General features: G+C 67.7%; 20 protein-coding genes. 10 read left to right on the top strand and 10 right to left on the bottom strand.

The genetic code is table 11. From position 1 onward, the window contains the following. Positions 1–507 precede the first annotated feature (507 nt). From Scani_RS00190 to Scani_RS00180, 3 genes are all read left to right on the top strand, one after another. Complete coding sequence (locus Scani_RS00190; RefSeq protein WP_159468793.1) at positions 508–780, top strand: hypothetical protein; 273 nt, start codon at positions 508–510, stop codon at positions 778–780. A 190-nt stretch (positions 781–970) separates the two neighbouring features. Continuing rightward, positions 971–1,447 carry a hypothetical protein gene (locus Scani_RS00185; protein ID WP_159468791.1) on the top strand — a complete coding sequence of 159 codons (477 nt, stop codon included), beginning with the start codon at positions 971–973 and terminating at the stop codon, positions 1,445–1,447. A gap of 214 nt (positions 1,448–1,661) precedes the next feature. Beyond that, positions 1,662–2,450, top strand: coding sequence for an SAM-dependent methyltransferase (locus tag Scani_RS00180; protein ID WP_281391856.1), 789 nt, complete (start codon positions 1,662–1,664; stop codon positions 2,448–2,450). Positions 2,451–2,458: 8 nt separating this feature from the next. Here Scani_RS00180 and Scani_RS00175 read toward each other — a convergent pair whose 3' ends face one another. Beyond that, positions 2,459–3,388 (bottom strand): helix-turn-helix domain-containing protein, encoded by a 930-nt coding sequence (locus Scani_RS00175; protein ID WP_218039147.1) that lies wholly within the window; start codon positions 3,386–3,388, stop codon positions 2,459–2,461. 107 nt (positions 3,389–3,495) lie between these two features. Continuing rightward, positions 3,496–3,732, bottom strand: a complete 237-nt coding sequence (locus tag Scani_RS00170) for a DUF397 domain-containing protein (RefSeq protein WP_159468784.1) — start codon at positions 3,730–3,732, stop codon at positions 3,496–3,498. 503 nt (positions 3,733–4,235) lie between these two features. Here Scani_RS00170 and Scani_RS00165 point away from each other — a divergent pair. Further along, positions 4,236–5,120, top strand: coding sequence for a DUF5655 domain-containing protein (locus Scani_RS00165; RefSeq protein ID WP_159468782.1), 885 nt, complete (start codon positions 4,236–4,238; stop codon positions 5,118–5,120). Between the two features lie 192 nt (positions 5,121–5,312). Here the strand turns inward: Scani_RS00165 and Scani_RS40515 are convergent, their stop codons facing one another. Next, positions 5,313–5,576, bottom strand: a complete 264-nt coding sequence (locus Scani_RS40515) for a hypothetical protein (RefSeq protein WP_246295375.1) — start codon at positions 5,574–5,576, stop codon at positions 5,313–5,315. Positions 5,577–5,630: 54 nt separating this feature from the next. Here Scani_RS40515 and Scani_RS00155 point away from each other — a divergent pair, with 54 nt between their 5' ends. Next, positions 5,631–6,488, top strand: a complete 858-nt coding sequence (locus Scani_RS00155) for a hypothetical protein (protein WP_371872290.1) — start codon at positions 5,631–5,633, stop codon at positions 6,486–6,488. On the opposite strand, the gene Scani_RS00150 is transcribed toward Scani_RS00155, so the two are convergent. The 3 genes from Scani_RS00150 to Scani_RS39835 all read right to left on the bottom strand — a co-directional run bounded on the left by Scani_RS00150 (position 6,476) and on the right by Scani_RS39835 (position 8,726). Beyond that, positions 6,476–7,339: an aldo/keto reductase gene (locus Scani_RS00150; RefSeq protein ID WP_159468778.1), complete on the bottom strand. Its 864-nt coding sequence runs from the start codon at positions 7,337–7,339 to the stop codon at positions 6,476–6,478. The genes Scani_RS00155 and Scani_RS00150 overlap by 13 nt on opposite strands. Then, positions 7,273–8,487 (bottom strand): JmjC domain-containing protein, encoded by a 1,215-nt coding sequence (locus tag Scani_RS00145; protein WP_159468776.1) that lies wholly within the window; start codon positions 8,485–8,487, stop codon positions 7,273–7,275. Before Scani_RS00145 ends, Scani_RS00150 begins: the two co-directional genes overlap by 67 nt. Positions 8,488–8,561: 74 nt before the next feature. Beyond that, positions 8,562–8,726 (bottom strand): hypothetical protein, encoded by a 165-nt coding sequence (locus Scani_RS39835; RefSeq protein WP_167538004.1) that lies wholly within the window; start codon positions 8,724–8,726, stop codon positions 8,562–8,564. A 691-nt stretch (positions 8,727–9,417) separates the two neighbouring features. On the opposite strand from Scani_RS39835, the gene Scani_RS00140 reads away from it, so the two are divergent. After that, entirely contained in the window at positions 9,418–10,026 is a 609-nt protein-coding gene (locus Scani_RS00140; protein ID WP_159468774.1) for a hypothetical protein, read from the top strand. Positions 10,027–10,258: 232 nt separating this feature from the next. On the opposite strand, the gene Scani_RS41615 is transcribed toward Scani_RS00140, so the two are convergent. The 3 genes from Scani_RS41615 to Scani_RS00130 all read right to left on the bottom strand — a co-directional run bounded on the left by Scani_RS41615 (position 10,259) and on the right by Scani_RS00130 (position 12,692). Next, positions 10,259–10,384, bottom strand: a complete 126-nt coding sequence (locus Scani_RS41615; RefSeq protein ID WP_281391846.1) for a hypothetical protein — start codon at positions 10,382–10,384, stop codon at positions 10,259–10,261. Positions 10,385–10,831: 447 nt separating this feature from the next. Further along, a complete protein-coding gene (locus Scani_RS00135) occupies positions 10,832–11,359 on the bottom strand; it encodes a GNAT family N-acetyltransferase (protein WP_159468772.1) in 528 nt (175 codons plus the stop codon). A 19-nt stretch (positions 11,360–11,378) separates the two neighbouring features. Continuing rightward, positions 11,379–12,692 (bottom strand): helix-turn-helix domain-containing protein, encoded by a 1,314-nt coding sequence (locus tag Scani_RS00130; protein WP_246295373.1) that lies wholly within the window; start codon positions 12,690–12,692, stop codon positions 11,379–11,381. Positions 12,693–12,792: 100 nt separating this feature from the next. On the opposite strand from Scani_RS00130, the gene Scani_RS00125 reads away from it, so the two are divergent. Further along, positions 12,793–13,962, top strand: a complete 1,170-nt coding sequence (locus Scani_RS00125; RefSeq protein WP_246295370.1) for an HAD hydrolase-like protein — start codon at positions 12,793–12,795, stop codon at positions 13,960–13,962. Between the two features lie 39 nt (positions 13,963–14,001). On the opposite strand, the gene Scani_RS00120 is transcribed toward Scani_RS00125, so the two are convergent. Next, on the bottom strand, positions 14,002–15,324 hold the full coding sequence (locus tag Scani_RS00120) for an NsdA family TPR-like regulatory protein (protein WP_159468770.1): 1,323 nt from the start codon (positions 15,322–15,324) through the stop codon (positions 14,002–14,004). A 233-nt stretch (positions 15,325–15,557) separates the two neighbouring features. Between Scani_RS00120 and Scani_RS00115 the strand changes: the two genes are divergently transcribed. From Scani_RS00115 to Scani_RS00105, 3 genes are read left to right on the top strand one after another with little or no spacing between them, the layout of a single operon-like run. Further along, positions 15,558–16,478 (top strand): dTDP-4-dehydrorhamnose reductase family protein, encoded by a 921-nt coding sequence (locus Scani_RS00115; RefSeq protein ID WP_159468768.1) that lies wholly within the window; start codon positions 15,558–15,560, stop codon positions 16,476–16,478. After that, complete coding sequence (locus Scani_RS00110; RefSeq protein ID WP_159468766.1) at positions 16,462–17,682, top strand: SIS domain-containing protein; 1,221 nt, start codon at positions 16,462–16,464, stop codon at positions 17,680–17,682. The genes Scani_RS00115 and Scani_RS00110 overlap by 17 nt, the downstream gene beginning before the upstream one ends. A 15-nt stretch (positions 17,683–17,697) precedes the next feature. Then, positions 17,698–18,363: an RraA family protein gene (locus tag Scani_RS00105; RefSeq protein ID WP_159468764.1), complete on the top strand. Its 666-nt coding sequence runs from the start codon at positions 17,698–17,700 to the stop codon at positions 18,361–18,363. Positions 18,364–18,373: the final 10 nt, after the last annotated feature.

The raw sequence follows: 18,373 nt of genomic DNA, 5'->3' as shown, positions 1-18,373 counted from the left end.
GTCCGCTGCTGACAGGTGCGCGGTCCTCTCGTAGATCAGTGTGCTGCCGGGAGTGTGGGCTTGGTTCGGCTGCTGCAAGCGTCTACCGAAGCGCCACCCGGCGCGCCGTGGGGTTCTTCCGCGAGCCGGGTCGGGGAGCGTGTGGCTGCGGATTGCAGGGGCTCCGGCCCCGAGAGGGCCTTTTTCACCCAAACGAGTGGTGCGACTCGCGTGATGCGTGCGGGGTTTGCAGGATGCGCTGATCAGTTTCGATCGACCTCGTTGAGAATGTTGTGCACCTACTTCCCGTCGTGGGTGTTCATTCGTCTAATCGCTGTCAACGCCGCGAGTTGCCACCGTGCGATCAGGAGTGCCCGGCTCCGTTTTCACGGAGGTCAACGGCGCCGGCAAGTGGATTGTGCGACTAGCGTCCGAGACGGCACGAAAAGAGGACCCCGAGGCTGACGTCAACCAACTCGAGGCCCTCTTACTCGTGCCTTCTCAACAACGCACCGAGGAGCGCGAACATTGATTCAGCACGTCGTCCGCCGGAAGCTCGCAAGTATCCTTCCGGCAGCGCCAGAGATTAGCATTCCGCTGTCCGCCGTCGTACAAACCGGGATTTCGAGCGTTCTTCTGCTGACGCTCCGGTTCAGTTCTGTTCTGCTCATTGGCGTTCTCGCGGCTGCTGCGGTCCGCCAGCAGCCTCTTTCGGTGGAAGTCCTCGTCGGCATGGTGGCCGCCGCTGTCTCCGACCGCAGCTGCATCGTCTATCTGAAGGTACGCCGCCGCACTGTCTGAGGCCGTCGCTGCGGAAACATCCCCTCGCCCGCCACTTGCGGGCGAGGGCCTACCCGCCGGCGCAACGATCCGGCGTCCCCGAGTGGCGGCCCGCAGCCGTACTGCTGTTGCGCATTGGCCCTAACGCCGGCTGCCCGCCTCTGCCCTTCCTTGCCCAATCCTCAACTCAGTGAGGAGGAGAGCCATACTGATGCGCAACAGTCCATGCGGGCGGCGCGCTGAGGCCGAGCTCGACGACCGGCGTGGCCGCTCCCGGCGTACTCCGCCACTGCCGAGGCGGCTGCCGGTCTCCTACTCCGCGTTCTGTCGCGACCAGTGGGCCGTCTACCAGAGCTTCTCCGCTGTCACGGTGGGATCCGCCGGCATCGGCACCACCATCGCCCGGGCCGTGCTGCACGACCTCGGCGACCGGTGGGAGGCCGCACTGTGCACTTACTCTCCAGCGGCATACGCCTGGAATCTTCTCTCCCGCCGAGTCTGCGAGCGCCGCATCGAGAGCGGACTGCATCGCCTGCTCGATCGCAACGAGGCCGACGCACTGGTTCTGCGGTACAAGCTCGGCCTCTCGCCCCTGGAGGCCGGCCATGCGATGGGCATGACGCCGGCCAACTTCGAGATGCTCCGACACCGCGCCCTGCTGGCACTGCTCCCCAGCCGCGCCAGGTGAATATGCTGCTGGCGAATGCCCTGGTCAGAGGCGTGACGTGCGCCGGATCTCGATGAGCCACACCGCTGCTTGAAATGCCATCAAATGGCATGCCTCGTTGGTGGAGGCGGGTAGCCCTGCCTCGACTGGCCCTCTTAGCATGGGGCCTCTGCTGTCGGAGACACGCAGCGTCTACGGGGACGTGTGCGCCCGAGAGTGTGGGGAGCGGCTCATCATCGATCTCAGCAAGCCCAGTGTTGCCAGAATGTACGACCACCTTCTCGGTGGCACGGACAACTACCAAGTCGACCGGGATGCCTGTGCGGAGTTACTCCGCCTCGCCCCTAGCACCCGTGAACTCGCGCTGGTCAACCGCGCGTTTCTGGTGAGAGCCGTGCGCTATCTCGCACAGGAGCACGGCGTGCGCCGATTCCTCGACCACGGATCGGGGCTGCCGACACGGCCCAACGTGCACCAGGTCGCCCAGGAGGTCGATCCCACCAGCGAGGTCGTGTACATCGACAACGACCCTGTCGTCCTGGCTCACGGGGAGATGATGTTGGCGGAGGACCCGACCACGACGGCCGTCCTGGAAGCCGACATGCGCAACACCACCGGCATCTTCGACAGCCGCGCGGTCCGGCGACTGCTGCGCGATGACAAGCCGGTCGCGGCCCTCTTCGTCTCGGTCCTTCACTGCATTCCCGACAAGGACGACCCCTGGTGCCTCGTGCGGAACGTTGTCGAGCAGCTACCGCGTGGCAGCTATCTGGTCATTTCTCAGCTCGCCAGTGACGACGCGGAACTCCGCGATAGCATCACCGACTTCATGTGCGAGATCACCGATGGCTCCTGGGGGCAGGTCCGATCGAAGAGCGAGGTCCAGCGCTTCTTCGAGGGCCTGGACCTGTTGGAGGAATCCGAGCCGGTCGAAGTCTCGCGCTGGCACCCCGACAGCGACATCGCGCCCCGGCAGCGGTCTGAGGAGTGGATCGAGTACGGTGGCGTCGCCCGCATCGGGTGACGTGCCGATTACTTGGATGCCCCGCTGACGAGCTGGTCGATGTAGTGCTGGATGCGCTCCATTGTTGCTGTCTTGGGCAAAGCCTGCTGCCACCAGTAGTCCATCGACGCCATGAACGTCTCGATCTGCCCCATGTCGGTGAGGAGCTCGCCGCTGACGTTCTTGTTCTCCAGGTAGACCGAACGGTTCTCCGCGCCCTCCCAGGGCTTGAACAGGGTTATCGCCGGGTGCAGCGGCGAGCCCTTCCGCAGAGCGCTTCCGGGCAGAATCCGGATGTGCACGTTCGGCTTGTTCTCCGCCACGTTCAACAGGTACCTCAGCTGCTCCCGCATGACCATGATGCCGCCCAACTGCTTGTCCAGTACCCATTCCGCGATGAGGGCCCGGAAGAGGGGGGCTTGTGGCTGGTCGAGGAGATGCTGCCGGCGCATCCGCATCTGCAGGCGGCGCTCGATGGCTGCGAAAGCCTCGCGCCGTTTCTCGGGGTCGAACTGCGCTTGGGCGTAGTCGGCCATCAGGGCCCGGGCGTAGCCCGCGGTCTGAAGCATCCCGGGGACGTTGTTCTCCTGGTACACCTGGACCACCTTCGAGGTGGATTCCAGGGCGAACAGGGATGTCAGGGTGTGGTCTGCGACGTCGGAGAACGCGGACCACCAGCGCTGGTCCGCACGCCACTGCAAGAGCGCCTCGGCGTCCCGGAAGACGTCCTCCGGTGCCTCGTAGAAGCGAAGGAGCGCGGTGACGCTCTCCGGCTTGAGCGGGGTATTGGCGTTCTCGTAGCGACTGAGCGTGGAGATCGAATTGAACTCCGGAACCGCCTCGACGACCTCGCGCTGATCGAGCTTCTTCTCGTCGCGCAGGTGCCGCAGCAGGGCGCCGACGAGCTTGGCCGCCGCCTGCGGGGTAGACGGGGGCGCTTGCCCATGTCCACCTACCAAAGCCAAAATTCGACCTGACATGAACACTCCTAGCGCGGACAGGTACCTCCCGCCCGCGCCAGGAAATAGCACTCCGTTGGCCAAAGGCAAACCTTGGCCGATGGCTTTCAGACAGTCATGCTGTCGAAATCGCCGTTCAGAACCCCGCTGAAGAATGCCACAATCTCGTCGCGCGTGAACACGAGTGCGGGGCCGTCAGGGAATCGCGAGTTCTGCATCGCGATCTCGTTTTCACCGACCCTCGCAACCTCCACGCAAGAGTTGAGCGCGTCACACGCGGACGCCTTCACCCAGTCTGCGCCCGGCACCGAACCGGACGCCATGCCGTTGTGTACCCCGATCATCGTGAACCCGCCTTCCAATTGCCGACGTTGCCAGCCAGCCGCGATCGGATGCCGCCGGCCTCCCCCGTTCCGTCACTCACTCCATCCCGTTTTCACATCGCCGTGCAATTTGCATGAGCCGTGAGAACGGATGAAATCCTAGAGGGTAATCGCCACGTCCGGCGTCCCTCGAATGGGTGTTCTCGGAAAGATGGAAAGCATTAGTATGCCTACTGGTGGGTCAGGGTGATGCAGTTCGAAATGGCTGAAGATCGCCTCATGTATTCAGAGCCCTGTGAATGGTTGTGCGCTCCCATGGAATTTTTTGCAGGGCTTCGTCGCCTTCACTGTTATCGCTGCGGTTCTGATCCGCTACCGCCGACTCTCCACTTGACCACCCCTCCGGGCCGAGTGCGCGTGAAGGAGGATGATCTCCGTTCACACCATCTTCACAGGTCCGAAGACCTTCGCGGAAACAATCTTGCTCCCCTCCGTGTTGCGGCTACGTAGCCGAAGAGGGGAAGGTGTCGGGCCTGAAGCTGTTCAACACGAAGAGCGGCGTGACCGAGGTCGCGCCCCGTCTTGCCGAGGTCGAGGCGGATGTCCAGTGCCTCGTCGAGGCGCACATGGAGACGATGCTGGGAGTCCGGTTCCTGGCGAGCGAGTACAGCACGGGACTCCACGGCGGACGCATCGATTCGCTGGGGATTGACGAGAACGGGGCACCCGTCGTCGTGGAGTACAAGCGCGGCACGGACGCCGGCGTGATCAACCAGGGACTCTTCTATCTGTCCTGGCTGATGGATCACCGGGCCGAGTTCGGGCACCTGGTCCGCGACCGGCTCGGGGCCACGGCCGCGTCCCAGGTGCTGTGGAGCGCACCAAGGCTGATCTGCGTGGCCGGCGACTTCACCCGCTACGACATCTACGCCGTACGCGAGCACCGGCGCAGCATCGATCTCGTCCGCTACCGCCTCTTCGGCGACGACCACATCGCCCTTGAGGCCGTGGCCTCGCACACCGGACAGAGGTCGGCACCCGCGACGGCCCGCCGTCGTGTGGCCGGCGTGCAGAGCACGCGGAGGCAGGAGGTGACGTTGACGGAACTGGCTGTGGCGGTCGACGAGGCACTGCTCGGCCTCGGGGACGGCATCACCCGGGTCCAGCGCAAGCAGTACCGCGCCTACCAGCGACTGCGGAACTTCGCGTGCGTCTGCCCGCCGCAGCAGACCAAGCTGCTCGTCTACCTCAAGATCGACCCCAGACAGGTCGACCTCGTGCCTGGCTTCACTCGCGATGTCACCGGGCTCGGTCACCACGGAACCGGTGACCTGGAGGTGCAGCTGCGCACGCCCAGGGATGTGGAGCGCGCGCAGGAGCTGTTCCGGGCGAGCTATGCGGCGGCATGAAGGGTGGTCGATTGCGGAGGCTATGTCGTGTGGCTGACTGGCGCCGTGGTCAGGGCGTGGGGACGGGGGTGCCGGTGAGGTGTTCGGCGCGTTGTGCGATGAGCGGGGTGAGGTGGGGGTGTACGCCTCTTCTGCACGCCTGGAGGAGCTGACCCAGCGCGACGAGTTCCCCGGCCCGGCCCGCGGGAGTGGTCAGAACCTCGGCAACTCCTGCCGCAGCCGGGCTGCGGTCGCGGGCGCGGTGAGTGCGCAGGCGTGGAGGAAGCCGAGGTCGTAGCCGACCGGCAGCAGGCCCCACCCCTCCCAATCGAGGACAACCAGCGGGGCGTGGGTGACGTTCGCCCAGTGCAGGTCGGCGTGCCCGGTGGTCCAGTCGTGGATCTGGAGGTGGGCGATGCCGAGGGATCTGCGGAAGTTCCGGTCGGTCCACTGCGGTGCGCCATCTGTCGGGGGCACGCTAGGCAGATACCTCCACGGGAACCAGGGTCGCTCCGCTCCTCAACATGGCACATTGTGGCTATGGCTTCTTCCCCTTCTGCTGTCGATCTGCGTGCCGAACCGGTCGACGAGGTGCTCGACAGGGTCGAGCGGTCTTTGGACGTTCGATTGGAGCGGGGGAGCGTGGTGCGCAAGCGCCGCTCGGTCGGCGCGCGCACGGACCGCGGGACCTGGGTGCGGTTGGAGCGCCGGCCTTTGGCGCGGGTCGACGGCCAGGGGTGGAACGGCACGGAGGCCGCGGCAGCGCTGGAGGGCGTCGCTATGCCGCGGTGGCTGGCCGGCGTCGCGTGGCGGGACTCGTCAGGCGAGGCTATGTGGCGGGCGGATGAGACGACCCTGCTTCCCGGCGCCCCGGTAAAGCCCGGGGGAACCCTTACCTCCGATCCGCAGCTCGCCGACGCCTGGTGGGAGCAGCTGAACAGGTCCCTGGAAGCCCTGGCCGGCCAGACCACCACCCGCATCGCGACGCCGGACACTGCCACCATTACTCAGGCCCGGGTCACACAGGAGATCACTTCGACCTTCGGGGACCTCGACACCACCCTCGCGGACTGGAGGCCGGCCCACGCGGACCTGAACTGGGCGAACGTGACGGGCCCGGCATTTTGCCTGTTCGACTGGGAGGACTGGGGCATGGCCCCCAGGGGCCTGGACGCTGCCTCGCTGTGGGGGAATTCTCTGGCGGCCCCCGGCCTTGCGGAACGGGTGTGGCGGGAGCGCCGCGAGGACTTGGAAAGCAGGGACGGGCTGCTGATGGCGCTGTTCTACTGCACGAAGGTCGTCGGCCGCTGGGCAGACGAGGCTGATCCCAAGCTCGCGCCCGCCCGGATCGCGGCTGAACGGATCGTGGGCGAACTTCAGGCCCGTTGACGACGCGAGTGGTCGCGCAGCAGCTTGCGGTACTGGCGCACTGTCGCCTCGTTGGCATTGAGGTGCAGTGCGTCGACCAGCTCACGCAGGTGGTCTGCGTCGTCCGAGCCCACCGCGACTGTGGCGACGGGGGGAAGGAGGTAGGCGGCGCGGAACGCGGCCTGCACCCGCGAGGCTCCGCGGTGCTCAGGCTGCAGGAACATACGGGCGTCCACCGCTTCCCACACCGCACTGTTCGTACTGCCGCCGAAGGGGCGCATGCCCCATCGCGCCTCCATGCCCAACTGCCACTGCTCGGCCAGAGTCTGCGCGGCATCCAGTGTGGCGATGCCAGCCAGCAGGCCGGCGGGGACCATGAGGACGGACGGGGCGGGCAGCGTACGGTCCACGACGGCGGCCAGCGGCGCCGGATCCCACGACGCGATACCCCACGCCCCGCACAGACCCCGCGCCACGGCGTCCTCCAGTACGGCGCACGCCGCCCCCAGCTTCTCCCGCGCGTCCCTCGGGGTGCCGGGGAGGGAGCGCTCGGGGTTGTGCAGGAAGACCAGATCCGGAGCCCGGCGCAGATCCCGGTTGGTCTGCTCCAGCGCCTGCCGCAGGCGGGCGGCTTCAAGCGAGTGCTCTGCGGTGCCGTCGTGGCGAGGGAAGAAGCCGACCTTCGTGGAGAGGGAACACCGGTCCAGGAGACCGCTGCCGAGTCGCGACAGGGCGGAATGGGAAGTGAAATCCAGGTAGTTGAAGCTGGTGTCGATCCGGGTGATGCCTAGGTCGAGGGCGGCGGTCAGCAGGCCGCATTCGTGACGAGATCGGTGTAGCCCGAGGACAATTCGGTGGTCAGGGGCGCGCACAGCTCCTCATCCGTCAAGATCGTTGCCAGTTCTTCGACCTCCGCGCCGACCGCGGTGGCTGCCTGGGCCAGGTGTACGGGATGACCGCTCAGCAAGAGTCGGAGGGCGGGCAGGGCCTTGGCGGTGAAAGTGAGCTTCTTTCCGCCGGCCAGCACGTTGACGCTCTCATCGTGCTCGATGATCTGCGGCGAGAATTCGGTGATGCACACGACTGCCTGTAGTGGGCCGAAGATGTCCAGAAAGGGAACGTGGCGGCCCGGGGCGGCGGCTTGTTCGCGGGCCGCAAGGAAGCCAGTGGGGCCGCGGGAGTCGATCAGGGTACGGGCGGCTTCGGCCAGCTCCTGCTGCTGAGCATGCTGGTCGGTGGGGCACCCGCTCCAGCGGTCGAGGTCTCGGCGGAAGACCTCGACCTCGCGGGACCAGTCCGCCAGCCAGGCCAGCCAGTTGACGCCGGTCCGCTTCTCGAACCCAAGCGTCATGTGCATGCTCTGGCCGGTACCGCGTCCGTTGCGGGTGGCCTGGTGCCAGTAGCCGCGGGGGATGTGCATCACGTCCCCGGCCGTCATGCTGCCGGCCCAGATGGTCTCCTGGCTGGGTTCGTCGTTGCGGGCGGCGTCACGGAACATCGGCACCGGCCGTGAGGCTCCGCGCACCTCCCACTCCTTTTCACCGGCAAGCTGGATCACCAGGACGTCGTGGTCATCCCAGTGAAGGTCGAAGCCCGAGGCGTCATTGGTGGTGAGGTAGACGTTGACCTGGACCCGTTCGCGAGACCACCACTGCATGGCCCGGCAGGCGACCTCCATGGTCGGGTCGAAGACGTTTGCCTGATCAAGTACCAGCGTGGCGCCGCCCGCCAGGAGGTGCCTCAGGCGGCGCATGTTGACCATGCGGATGCTCTGGCCTCTGCGGTTGACGTCCTGGCTGAAATACGCGCGAGGGTGCAGTTCCTCACCCCCGCGGAAGCAACGGAACTGCGGATTCGTCAGGCTCCGGCGCATCACCATGTCGAGCAGCCGGTTGGCTGTTAGCAACCGCTCCAGCACATCCGGGTGAGCGATGCGCCCACGGGCGAACTGCTCGCCCAGCGGCTCGGGGCCGCTCCACCCCAGCGCTTCCTCGACCTCACGGATAAGCCGGTGCTCCACAGCGCTCCTCTATTTGTGCCGGGTCACGAGCGACGGGCCGTGCGGCGGTTGCCGAACGGCCCGCGGCGGGGCGGTTAACCGGCGGGGTGGTTCAGACCGTCACCGTCGGGCTGGGTGTCGCCTGTGGCGTCCGGTGGCGGGTCGGACATGCTCGCGTCGTTGCGATCGTGGACGCCGGACAGCACCTCGACCGCCACAAGCAGTTCACTGCGCCCTTCGAGCCTTCGCTGATTGCTCATGCGTTCGCTCCCTCCGATGCGAGCCACACACAGTGCCGCCCACGCCTCACGGAGGCAAGAGCAAAAAGACGCCATGCAGGGTGCTGGTGCCCCGTGGTGGGCTCCGCGGCCTCTGTGGGTGTCGGCGAGAGCACGGGGACGGACCAGCTTCCCCACCGGCGCGCCCGTGATCGCGGACGTCCGTGCCTGCTGTGTATTGAACCCCGCTCAACATGACGAGACGTCAGCAAGCGGGCGTCAGTCGACTGCGCCGAGTCCTGAACGAAGAGGGCGCGGTAGTACGCGACTTCCGGTTCGCGCTTCATCCAGATGTTGCCGGTGGGGGTCTCCGTTGTTGCGTTGTCGGACCATCCGGTTGGTTTCCGCTGCGCTCTTCGAGATGCGCGACGAATGGATCGCCTTACCGCGCCGCCACCTCACCGAAGGTGATATGGGTGATATCCGCCGTAAGCTCTCTTTTGGTTCCTCCGCACTACCCAACGCACCGAAATGCAGCCGCCAGTTGATCCCCAACAGCACGGCGAGGGCCACTACCTGGCGGATGCGTGTTCCCGGCCGAGTGGCACTCGCTTCGGCATCCTCCCGTGCAGGTCATCGAAGGCCATTTACCCAAAGATTGCTGGGCAGTTGACCTCAGGGTTTCGTGGTAGCGTCCTTGTTCGAAGGGACAATGCAACCTGAAAGGGAAATCGTGAACACGGAGAAGATCGCCGCTCGCCGCCTCTCGCTGGAAGAGGTGGCGAAGCTCGGCGTGAAAGACAGGCTCTTCGTTTCCGCCGACACGGCAGAACTCAAGCTTCCCGACTGCTATGTCCCTGCTTTTCTGACCAAGTCCGGTGAGGATTTCGAGGGCGGCTCGGTCACGGCGAGAACCGTATTCCAGGAAGAGGTCTCCTGCCTTCCCGACGACGAGAATGAAGCCGGAATCTACTTGGCCGACGAGAACGGCTCGGTGACCATCGAGGTCCTCCAGTCCGCCGGTGTTGTGCTGGACCTGGCACTATTTGTCCCTAGTGGGGACAAGGGGGCCCTCACGGCCCTTTACGCTGCAGCCCGGCAAGCCTTCGGCGCCGACGTCGTGCAGATCTGGCGCCAGGGCCTCAAGGAGGTTCCCGACGTGAAGGTCGACATCTTCGAGGAGCAGATTCCCCGGGGGCGCAAGGGGAGCGACAGCCCCAAGCGTGACCGTCGCGCGGTCGACACCTACCCCACCCGTGCGGACTTCATCGAGTTCTCCGCGGGGTGGAAGCCGGTCGTTGAGATGCACAGGCCGGTTGTTGACGACACCCCGACCATCTGAGGTGGCGTTACCTCTCGGTCTCGGCCTGAGAGGACGCCGAGAACGCATGCGCCGGCCCCGGTCGACCCCTGAGCGGGCCCAGGGAGCCGTCGGAAAATAACTCACGAACGCCGAAGCGCCGTTCCACTCGATGACCTCGCGAGACAGCCCGCCTGACCAAGATCAAAGTCTGAAGTTATTTCTGCGACAGCCCTCAGGGCTTCGGCGTAGTCGAGTGAGGTCGACTTCGTGCTCAGGCGAGGCCGAGGAGTGTGAGGGGTCGGCGGGCGTCACGCGCATTGCGGCGACGGCCGGAGGCGATGTTCTTCGCGCCGTTCATTCGCAGGGCGCCGACCGCGAGGTTGCGCCAGGTCGCCATAGCGCGGGGTGCGCTGTCGGTCCGCCACCGCGCACGCGGTCAGGTCGAGGACGGCGGCCAGCGCGTGCCGCACTCCTCGCAGCCGGATAATCTGCTATCAGCCCGAACGCCCAGCCCAGCCGCTCATCCCATGCACGAGCGTCGTCCGCATCTGCACCCGTCTCTTCAGCCACGCAGGGGCCATCCCCCGGCACCGTCGGCTGGCTCCGCCCGACGGTGCGCGGAGACGCAGGCCACCGAGGCGCAATGGACATGAGACAGGAACCGTCCGCTCGCACTCCCTTCACTGCAAGTGGTCACGAAACGGATGCCCGCCGACTACGCCGAAGCCCTGCTTAGGGGATAGCCGTCCGGCGCAAGGCCCTGTGGAAGGGACAGACGGACAGTACGCTGAGAGGGCGGCTCCGCGGCATCCCCCGTCTGCGGAGCCACCCTTATGTCCGTCGGTCAGCGAAGTCGACCACCCGGCTCCTCCAGGTGCGTCATCCACATCAGCGCTGAACTGCTGGCGAAGCCGAACTCGCGGTACAGGGGCGCCGCTTCCTGGCTGGCGTGGAGTTCGAACAGGGTGACGTGCTCGGTGCGGAGCTCGTCGAGCAGAGAGCGGACAACGGCCCTGGCGTAGCCGCGGCGCCGGGCATCCGGGCGTGTGGCGACCACGTGCACGCGGCCTGCCAGCCCCCAGGGGTAGGACGGTGCCGGGAGCACGCGATGGATGAGCCCGAGGGCGCAGGCGGCCATCGAGCCGCCCGGGGCGTCGATGACGAAGGCCCGTGCGTCACCCCCCGGCGCTAGCCGTGGAGCCAGCTCGGCGGTGCACCGCCGGATCCACTCCTCGCCCATCGGTTCGGACAGAACGTACTCGGAGCGTAGCCGGATGATGCCTGCCGCATCTGAGGGCGTTGCCGCTCGGGCCGTGGGCAGCCCGGCGGTCAGCGGTCCGGGCGTGGGTGCTGGCGCTAGCTCGTCGTTCATCAGGGGCCTCCTGGTGGTGTCATGCCCGAACGATGCTGAGGAACTGATCAACACCCTGCACTTTCGGGTGGGGTTCGTAGCCAGGTGCGAGGTCGCTGATCTGGCGGACGCAGCGGGAGGCGCCGATCCGCTGGGCGAGCACGAGGGCTTCGCCGGCGATGGAAGCACTGTGGTCGATCTCGCCCTGACGCAGCAGACTTTCGGCTTCGTAGGTGAGGAAGACCGCGCGGGTTTTGTCCCGGGCGTCGGGCAGGAGGGCTACTCCCTGAGAGATCTGGTGCAGGGCGGGGCCGGTTTCTCCGAGGTCGATGAGGCAGCGGCCGGAGTCGACGGCGAGGTCTGCTGGGCTCATCCAGGAGCACCATGCGGGGGGTGCGGTGGTGGCGGAGTCGAGGGCGTGTTCTGCGGCGTCGAGGTCGCGGCGGCAGGCGCGGGCATCCCCGTTCATGGCCAAGGCCCGGGCCTTGCGCAGGTGGAGCAGGGAGCGGGCGGTGGCGTCCTGGGTGCGGGACAGAGCATGGTCCAGGACGTCGATGGCGGTGCCCGCCTGGCCGAGCCAGATGTTCTGGTACGCCAAATCAGAAAGGACGCCTGCTCCGCGGTCGGCGTCGCCTACCTGGTGGGCGGCGTGGAGGGCGGCGCTCCAGTAGTGGCCGGCGGCGGCGTGGTGGTCGTGGTCGAAGCGGTGCCACCCGATCGTCTGTGAAAGGGAGGATGCCAGCGTGAACAGGCGGGCTTCGGTCATCTGGTCGCAGCGGGACTTTTCCAGCAGGCCAACCACGGTCTCGTAGTAGCTGTCCAGGAGCTGGGCGCTGTGCTGGCGGTCGACGGTGGCCATGCCCGTGAGGTGCCTAACGCTGGACTCCAGCCAGGTCACGAACTCCGGGGCGACCGGCCGGCCGTCGGCGGCTGACGCGGCAAGGGCAGGATCGAGGGTGGCCCACTGCTGTGCGAGCGCCGCAACAGCAGCGGGTGCGAGTCCGACAAGGGTGCGGCGGTTGAGCATGGCGCGGCGTTGGGCCTCTCTGAGTGCGGCGACCGTCGCCCCTGAACCCAGGGCCGTAGGCGCCTCGTTCCCGGGCAGCCAGTACGGCCAGCCCAGTACGGTCACACGGTCGTGGCCGACGCCGAAGACGTCGGCGATCAGCTGCTGAAACCAGGCATCGGGCACACGGCCCCCGGGGCGCTCCCAGACCGACACCTGCTGCTTGGTCGTGCCGGCCCTGCGGTCGCGGCGGCGCGCCGCCTGCTTGATTGCCGCGGCGAGGCCGCTCTGGGACAGGCCGTGAAGGTCTCGAGCGATAGCTAGCGGGTGTTGGGGGAGCGCGTCCACGCTTCCATCTCAGCATCTGAGGACCTGCGTGGGGGGCCGGAACGCGGACAGCCGCATGACCCCCGCATGACGCTCGAACCCTGGTTCCAGGATCCGGGCGTTGGATGTACTTGCCTTCCCGGCTCGCTCGGCTCCGGGCAGGCGCAGACCAGGATCGGAGGCCCAGCGTGGGCGACGCGGTGACCACCCTCGCGCTGAGTGGCGCGACGTCAACCTCACCAAAATGATTCCGATGCCAATGCCGCATGTTCCAGTTCCGCCGCCTGTCGACAAAGCCTCGCTGCTCGCCGTCGACCTCGACAACACCCTTATCAACAGGGACGCCGCCTTCCGGTCAGCTGCTCAGGTGTTCCTTGCAGAGCACGGCCTGCCTTCCGAGAGCGTCGAGGCCATCATGGATCTCGACCGGAGCGGACACACCCCCCGGCCCGTCGTCGTCGCGGAGCTGACGGAGCACTGGGGAGGCGCCGTCTCGCCGGAAACGATCGCAGAGTTCTTGCACCGCGGCCCAGCGGCCCACGTCGCCCTCGACGAGCCGGTCCGCCGCGCGCTGCTCGCCGTCAGGGCCGCCGGGGTGCCTTGCGTGATCGTCACCAATGGGCGTGCCGACCAGCAGGAGGAGAAGATCCGAACCGCCGGGCTGGACCGCCTGGTGGACGGCTGGGTGATCTCCGAGTCGGTCGGGTCCCGGAAGCCCCACCCGGAGATCTTCCACGTGGCCGCTGCCACCGCCGGACTGCCGGCCCTGGACCGAGCCAGCACCTGGGTGATCGGGGACGCCGGGCACACAGACGTGCGGGGAGCGGTCGACCTGGGCCTGCACAGCGTCTGGGTGTCCGGGGGCCGGCCATGGACGGAGACCGCGTTCTGGCCAACCCACATTGCTGTCGATGTCGTCGAGGCCATCGACCACGTGCTGGGGGAGCGCCCCCGCCTGATCCGAGACCGGGTACCCGACGCGGTGCATCAGGCTGAGGGGCGCGAGCTGGAGGTGTACCACGCGGACACGGGCGAATTCCGCAGGCGACTGCGGGAGAAGTTGCGGGACGAGGTGACAGCGCTCCTTGCTGCGGCCCCCGGCGCCCCGGGCGCCGCTGAGCAACTGGCCGAGGTCCTGGAGATCGTGCATGCCCTCGCGGCCGACCTGGGAACCAGCCCGGACACCCTTGAGGGCCTCCGCCGAACCGTGACAGAGGGTTGGGGTGCCTTCGATGCTCGCACGATCTGGACGGGTCGGTACACGTCCTCATCAGGCGCCAGCCAGCCGTAGGCCCGGAGTCGGCCCAGGACCCGCCGCTCGCTCCCGCGATCAAGCGGAGACGGCCGCCGACAGCGCCTCGTACCGATGAGCCATACGCCGAGAACTGACGGTGCCGATCAACCCTTCGGCCTGGCCAAGCAACTCCCGCGCCTTGTCGCTGTCGCCGCACTTATGGACGGTGTCAGCCAGATCGAGAACGGCGTGGAGGCGATCGCGCGGGTAGTCGGGCGAAGCCGCCTCGACGCGGCGGTTCAGGAAGGGCACAGCCCGTGACGGCTGGTCGCAGGCAAGCCAGGCCCGGCCGGTGGCCGCGTCCACGGAGCCCTGCGTTATCCAGGTCGCCCACCACGGCGTGCCCTCGTCGGAAGAGCCGAGATCGAGCAGCGCTTCGTCACGGAACCGCAGGACCGCGCCAGGATCGTGCCGCTGCCCCGCGGCGTAGATGCGCCGCTCGGCGATCACTGCAGCCACAGCAGACGGCAGCTCCGGTGTCCGAGCGGCGATGTCGAGGAGGGCGGCGGCATCGTTGTGGTGGCCCAGCCATGCGGCCTGATACGCAGCGGAGGCAACCAGATTCGCTGTCGAGTGACGGGTGGTCAGCGAGGTTGCGGCCTCACGGGCCAGCCGCATTCCCGTGTGGTAGATGCGTTGTGCCTGAGGGTGCCGGCGCGCGTCGAAGAACATCCAGCCGACCTGCTCGCTCAGCTCGATGTAGGCGGTCTGGAGCCGTTCGACGAGAGGTCCGCGCCCCTGAGCCTGCGCGACCACCCGGGTAGTGCTCTGCCAGATGCCGTGGCCCCAGGTGAGGTCGCCGCTGGCGCTTCCGGTGGAGTCGTCCATCTCCCGGAGGTCCCGGACTGCGCCCTCGATCGAGCAAACGAGCTTCTCATTCAGGCGCGTGGTGGCTGGCGCGGCGGTGGTGGCTGCCGCTTCTTCTGTCGGGCCGAGGAGGAGGGTGAGAGCGGGCGCAGTGGCTGCCGCTCCGGTGAGCAGGAGCAGGTTTCGGCGGTCCATGATGTCTCCTTGACTGATCTCGTGGAGCAGAGGCCCCAGGGGTGCGTCGCCGGGTGCGTCGAGATGGCTGTGACGAGTGCGGGGACGGGGCAGGTCCCATCCGATGTCGGACGCGGTGATGCACCGTCCGGCCCTGGCGGTGAGCACGGCCAGGGCGTCCGCCTGGTTGTCGGGCTGTGGGCGAGAGGGCACCTCTCGTAGCCAGGGGTAGGCCGCCTTCAGGCTGAGGGGCGTGCAGCCGCGATGGACCCGCCGTTCATTGATACGGGCGATGAGGTGCTCAGGCCGCATCCCCAGCTGCTCCAGAAGGGCGGCGAGCACGTTGGCCGGCGAGGCGTCTAACGCTGCTGGCTCCATGGGCACTCCAAGTCCGGCGGGTCCTGGGCCGGAAATTACCCCACTGTCAGGGGTGCCCACAGGAGGTGGGACGAAGGACTTGGTGTACGTACACCAAGCGTCAAATGGGGTGTACGTAAACCGAGTTGGTGCATCCACCTCATGCACCGCAGCAACCTCTCGCGCTCACCGGTCCGGCTCCGCTTGGCTGTCTCGCATCGCAGAACTTCGTGTGGAGGTGAGTGATGCGAGCAGTGATCTTCGGCGCCTCCGGACTGCTCGGACGCAGCGTGATGCGCGCATTCAACGACATGACCGTGACGGGCACCGGCTTCAGCCGGACCGCCCCCGGGCTGGCCAGGGCCGACGCCACGTCAGCCGACGACATCGACCGCTTGCTCGGCCGGGCCCAGCCGGACGTCGTCGTCAACTGCGTGGGTGAGCGCCGGCCCCAGAGGTGGGCGGGCACCCCGGATCAGGCCCGGGACAAAAACGTCGACGCCGCCCGGCTGCTCGCACAGAGCACCCGGCAGTGTGGGGCCCGGCTCCTGCACATCTCAACCGACTACGTCTTCGACGGGAAAGCAGCGCCTTACCGGCCCGACAGCCCTCCGAACCCGCTGAATGCCTATGGCCGGTGGAAACTTCTGGCCGAGCATGCGGTGCGCGCTGCCTGCCCTGACGCGGCGATTCTGCGGCTGCCCGTGCTCTACGGGCCCGTGCAGTTCGCCGCCGAGACGAACCTGACCGAGCTCGCCCGCCAGGTCGGCGCCAGGGCCCCGGTCGAGCTGGATGACGTGTGCGTGCGCTACCCGACGCACACGGACGAGGCCGCCGAGGTGTGCCGCTGGCTTGCCGGGGCCCTTGTGCGGGGGCAGCGCCTGGGAGCCGTTGCTCACTGGAGTGCGGAGCAAGGCTTCACCAAGTACCAGATGGCCGTCCTGATCGCGGACCGTTTCGGCCTGCCCGCCGGGCACATCCGCCCGGGGGAAGCGGACGCGGTGTCCGGTGACCGGCCGATCGACTGCCGCCTCGACTGCCGGGACCTGCCCGAGGCCCTCGGCACGGTCCGCCGACATTTCACCACCGAGTTCCCGCCCGTGGTGGAGCCCTGGCTGCTCCCCGCCGAACCCATTTCGACCTTACGGAAGGACTTCCATGCCCCCTGTGTATGAGGACTTCGCCCGCGCCTACATGACCGAGGTGGGCATCACTGTCCGCCACATACTCACCCGCGGCGCCGAGGCCGTCGCCCTGCTGCGGAAGGCCGCCGACAGCGGCGCCCAGGTCCGTGCCTTCGGCAATGGCGGCTCTTCGGCGATCGTCCGCTCGACTCTCCTGCAACTCCAGGCCCGCGCCGGCCTGCCGGTCAGTGACTCGATGATGAGCCCGGCGGCCATGGCCTACGGCGCTCAGAGGCAGGACTACCGCACGCTCTTTGCCCAGTCGCTCGCCAGGGACATCGACCAGGTGGGCCTGGTCGTGGTCGCCAGCGTCAGCGGGCGATCGGCCAACATCTGCGAAGCCGTCCGGCTCTGCGGGCAAAACCGTGTGCCGGTGCTCGCGCTGGTGGGCGGGGACGGGACCCAGATGGAGCTGGTGAACGGCTTGGTCTGGGCGACTGGGACCACTGACCAGCAGATCAGCGAGGACGCGATGTTGACCGCGCTGACGCTGACGGCTGCCGCTGCGCTGGCTCCCCAGGATGCGCCGCTGCCAATCCGCCAGGAGCGGCACCTGCACGCCCTAGCCGCCGTGGATACCGTCCGGCTGGCGGACTTCTTGGAGGGGGCCACCGAAGCCGTTGCCGACGCGATCCGCCGTAGACGCCGGATCTACGTGCTGTGCCCCGACGGCGGCCCCCTCGCCCTCGCCGGCGAGCACTTCGCCCACAACCTCAGCTGGGACGCCCCGCTCGGCGTCGAGGGCGTGCAACCCCCGCTCGTCGTCTCCGACCCGTCGCTCGCCGACATGAGCGCGATCTACAACGACCACCCCGACCCCGCACACGGAGTGCGCTACCAGCTGAGCAGCGCCTCCCCGCAGGACGTGGTCTTCCTCCTGACCTACGACTCAGCCTCCAGGACAACCCAGGAGGCCATCAGCGCCGCCGCCGCGGCGGGCACTCGGCTCTTCCTCCTGCACCGAGACGGCCCCGGCCGACCCGGCGCAGCGCAGCACCAGCTCACCCTGCCGCAGGTCGACAACTTCGCGCAGGCCGCCCTGGTGCAGTCGATCGCCCATCTGGTCTGCCGGACCACCCGCGCCACGTTGGCGGCGGACCCCGGCGGGCCGGCCAACGGGCTGTCGCTTCACGACCTCATGGCGCAGGACCTGGCGCCGCTGCGCCAGCTTTCCAACGCCCCGCACTCCCTCTGAACGAAAGGTCCACACATGTCTGTACGCGAGATTCGCACCGAGATCATCCGCCCCAGCCGAAGCGAGATCACTGCCCTGTCCCGCGTCCCGGTCGCGTCGATCGTGGACGCTCTCGGCAAGACCGGCGCCCTCTCCTACTGCCTGAGGCTCCAGACGCCCGGCCTGGTCCTGTGCGGCAGCGCCGTCACGGCCCTCGGCCCGGACGTGACCGTGCGCCGCGCGGCGATCGACCTCGCTCAGCCCGGCGACCTCGTCGTGGTCGCAGCCGGCGGCAACAAGGAACGCTCCTGCTTCGGGGGCGTGACCGCCGCGCACATGCAAAGCCGGGGCATCGCCGGCGTCCTGGTCGACGGCATGGTCCGCGACGTCGCCGAGCTGCGGCGCATCGCCTTCCCGACCGTCGCGCGCGGCACCACCCCACTCAACTACGACTACCCGGCCGGCCGAGAGGGCGGCGCGGTCAACGTCCCCGTGGACATTGACGGCGTCCGCATCACCCCCGGGGACGTCGTGGTCGGCGACGAGGACGGCACCGTCGTCGTCCCCCGCGCCCTGGTCGCCGCCGTCATCGCCAAGACCCAGGCCGCAATGACCGCCGAGGACGAGAAGTGGTGGGCCCGCCGCGGCCAGAGCCTCGGCGCCGTCCAGCAGCTCGCCGACACCGGCTACAAGATCATCTAAGGGGCGCTCC

Origin of the sequence: Streptomyces caniferus, assembly GCF_009811555.1 — a bacterium.
Taxonomy (GTDB): Bacteria; Actinomycetota; Actinomycetes; order Streptomycetales; family Streptomycetaceae; genus Streptomyces; species Streptomyces caniferus.
This window is presented reverse-complemented; position numbering and strand designations above follow the sequence as displayed.

Bases quoted from the DNA above. Each gene is read 5' to 3' on its own strand.
- Scani_RS00170 (WP_159468784.1), bottom strand. From the start codon at position 3,732: ATGATCGGGGTACACAACGGCATGGCGTCCGGTTCGGTGCCGGGCGCA.
- Scani_RS00120 (WP_159468770.1), bottom strand. From the start codon at position 15,324: ATGGAGCCAGCAGCGTTAGACGCCTCGCCGGCCAACGTGCTCGCCGCC.
- Scani_RS00135 (WP_159468772.1), bottom strand. From the start codon at position 11,359: ATGAACGACGAGCTAGCGCCAGCACCCACGCCCGGACCGCTGACCGCC.
- Scani_RS00110 (WP_159468766.1), top strand. From the start codon at position 16,462: ATGCCCCCTGTGTATGAGGACTTCGCCCGCGCCTACATGACCGAGGTG.
- Scani_RS00185 (WP_159468791.1), top strand. From the start codon at position 971: ATGCGCAACAGTCCATGCGGGCGGCGCGCTGAGGCCGAGCTCGACGAC.
- Scani_RS41615 (WP_281391846.1), bottom strand. From the start codon at position 10,384: ATGGCGACCTGGCGCAACCTCGCGGTCGGCGCCCTGCGAATGAACGGC.
- Scani_RS00105 (WP_159468764.1), top strand. From the start codon at position 17,698: ATGTCTGTACGCGAGATTCGCACCGAGATCATCCGCCCCAGCCGAAGC.
- Scani_RS39835 (WP_167538004.1), bottom strand. From the start codon at position 8,726: ATGAGCAATCAGCGAAGGCTCGAAGGGCGCAGTGAACTGCTTGTGGCG.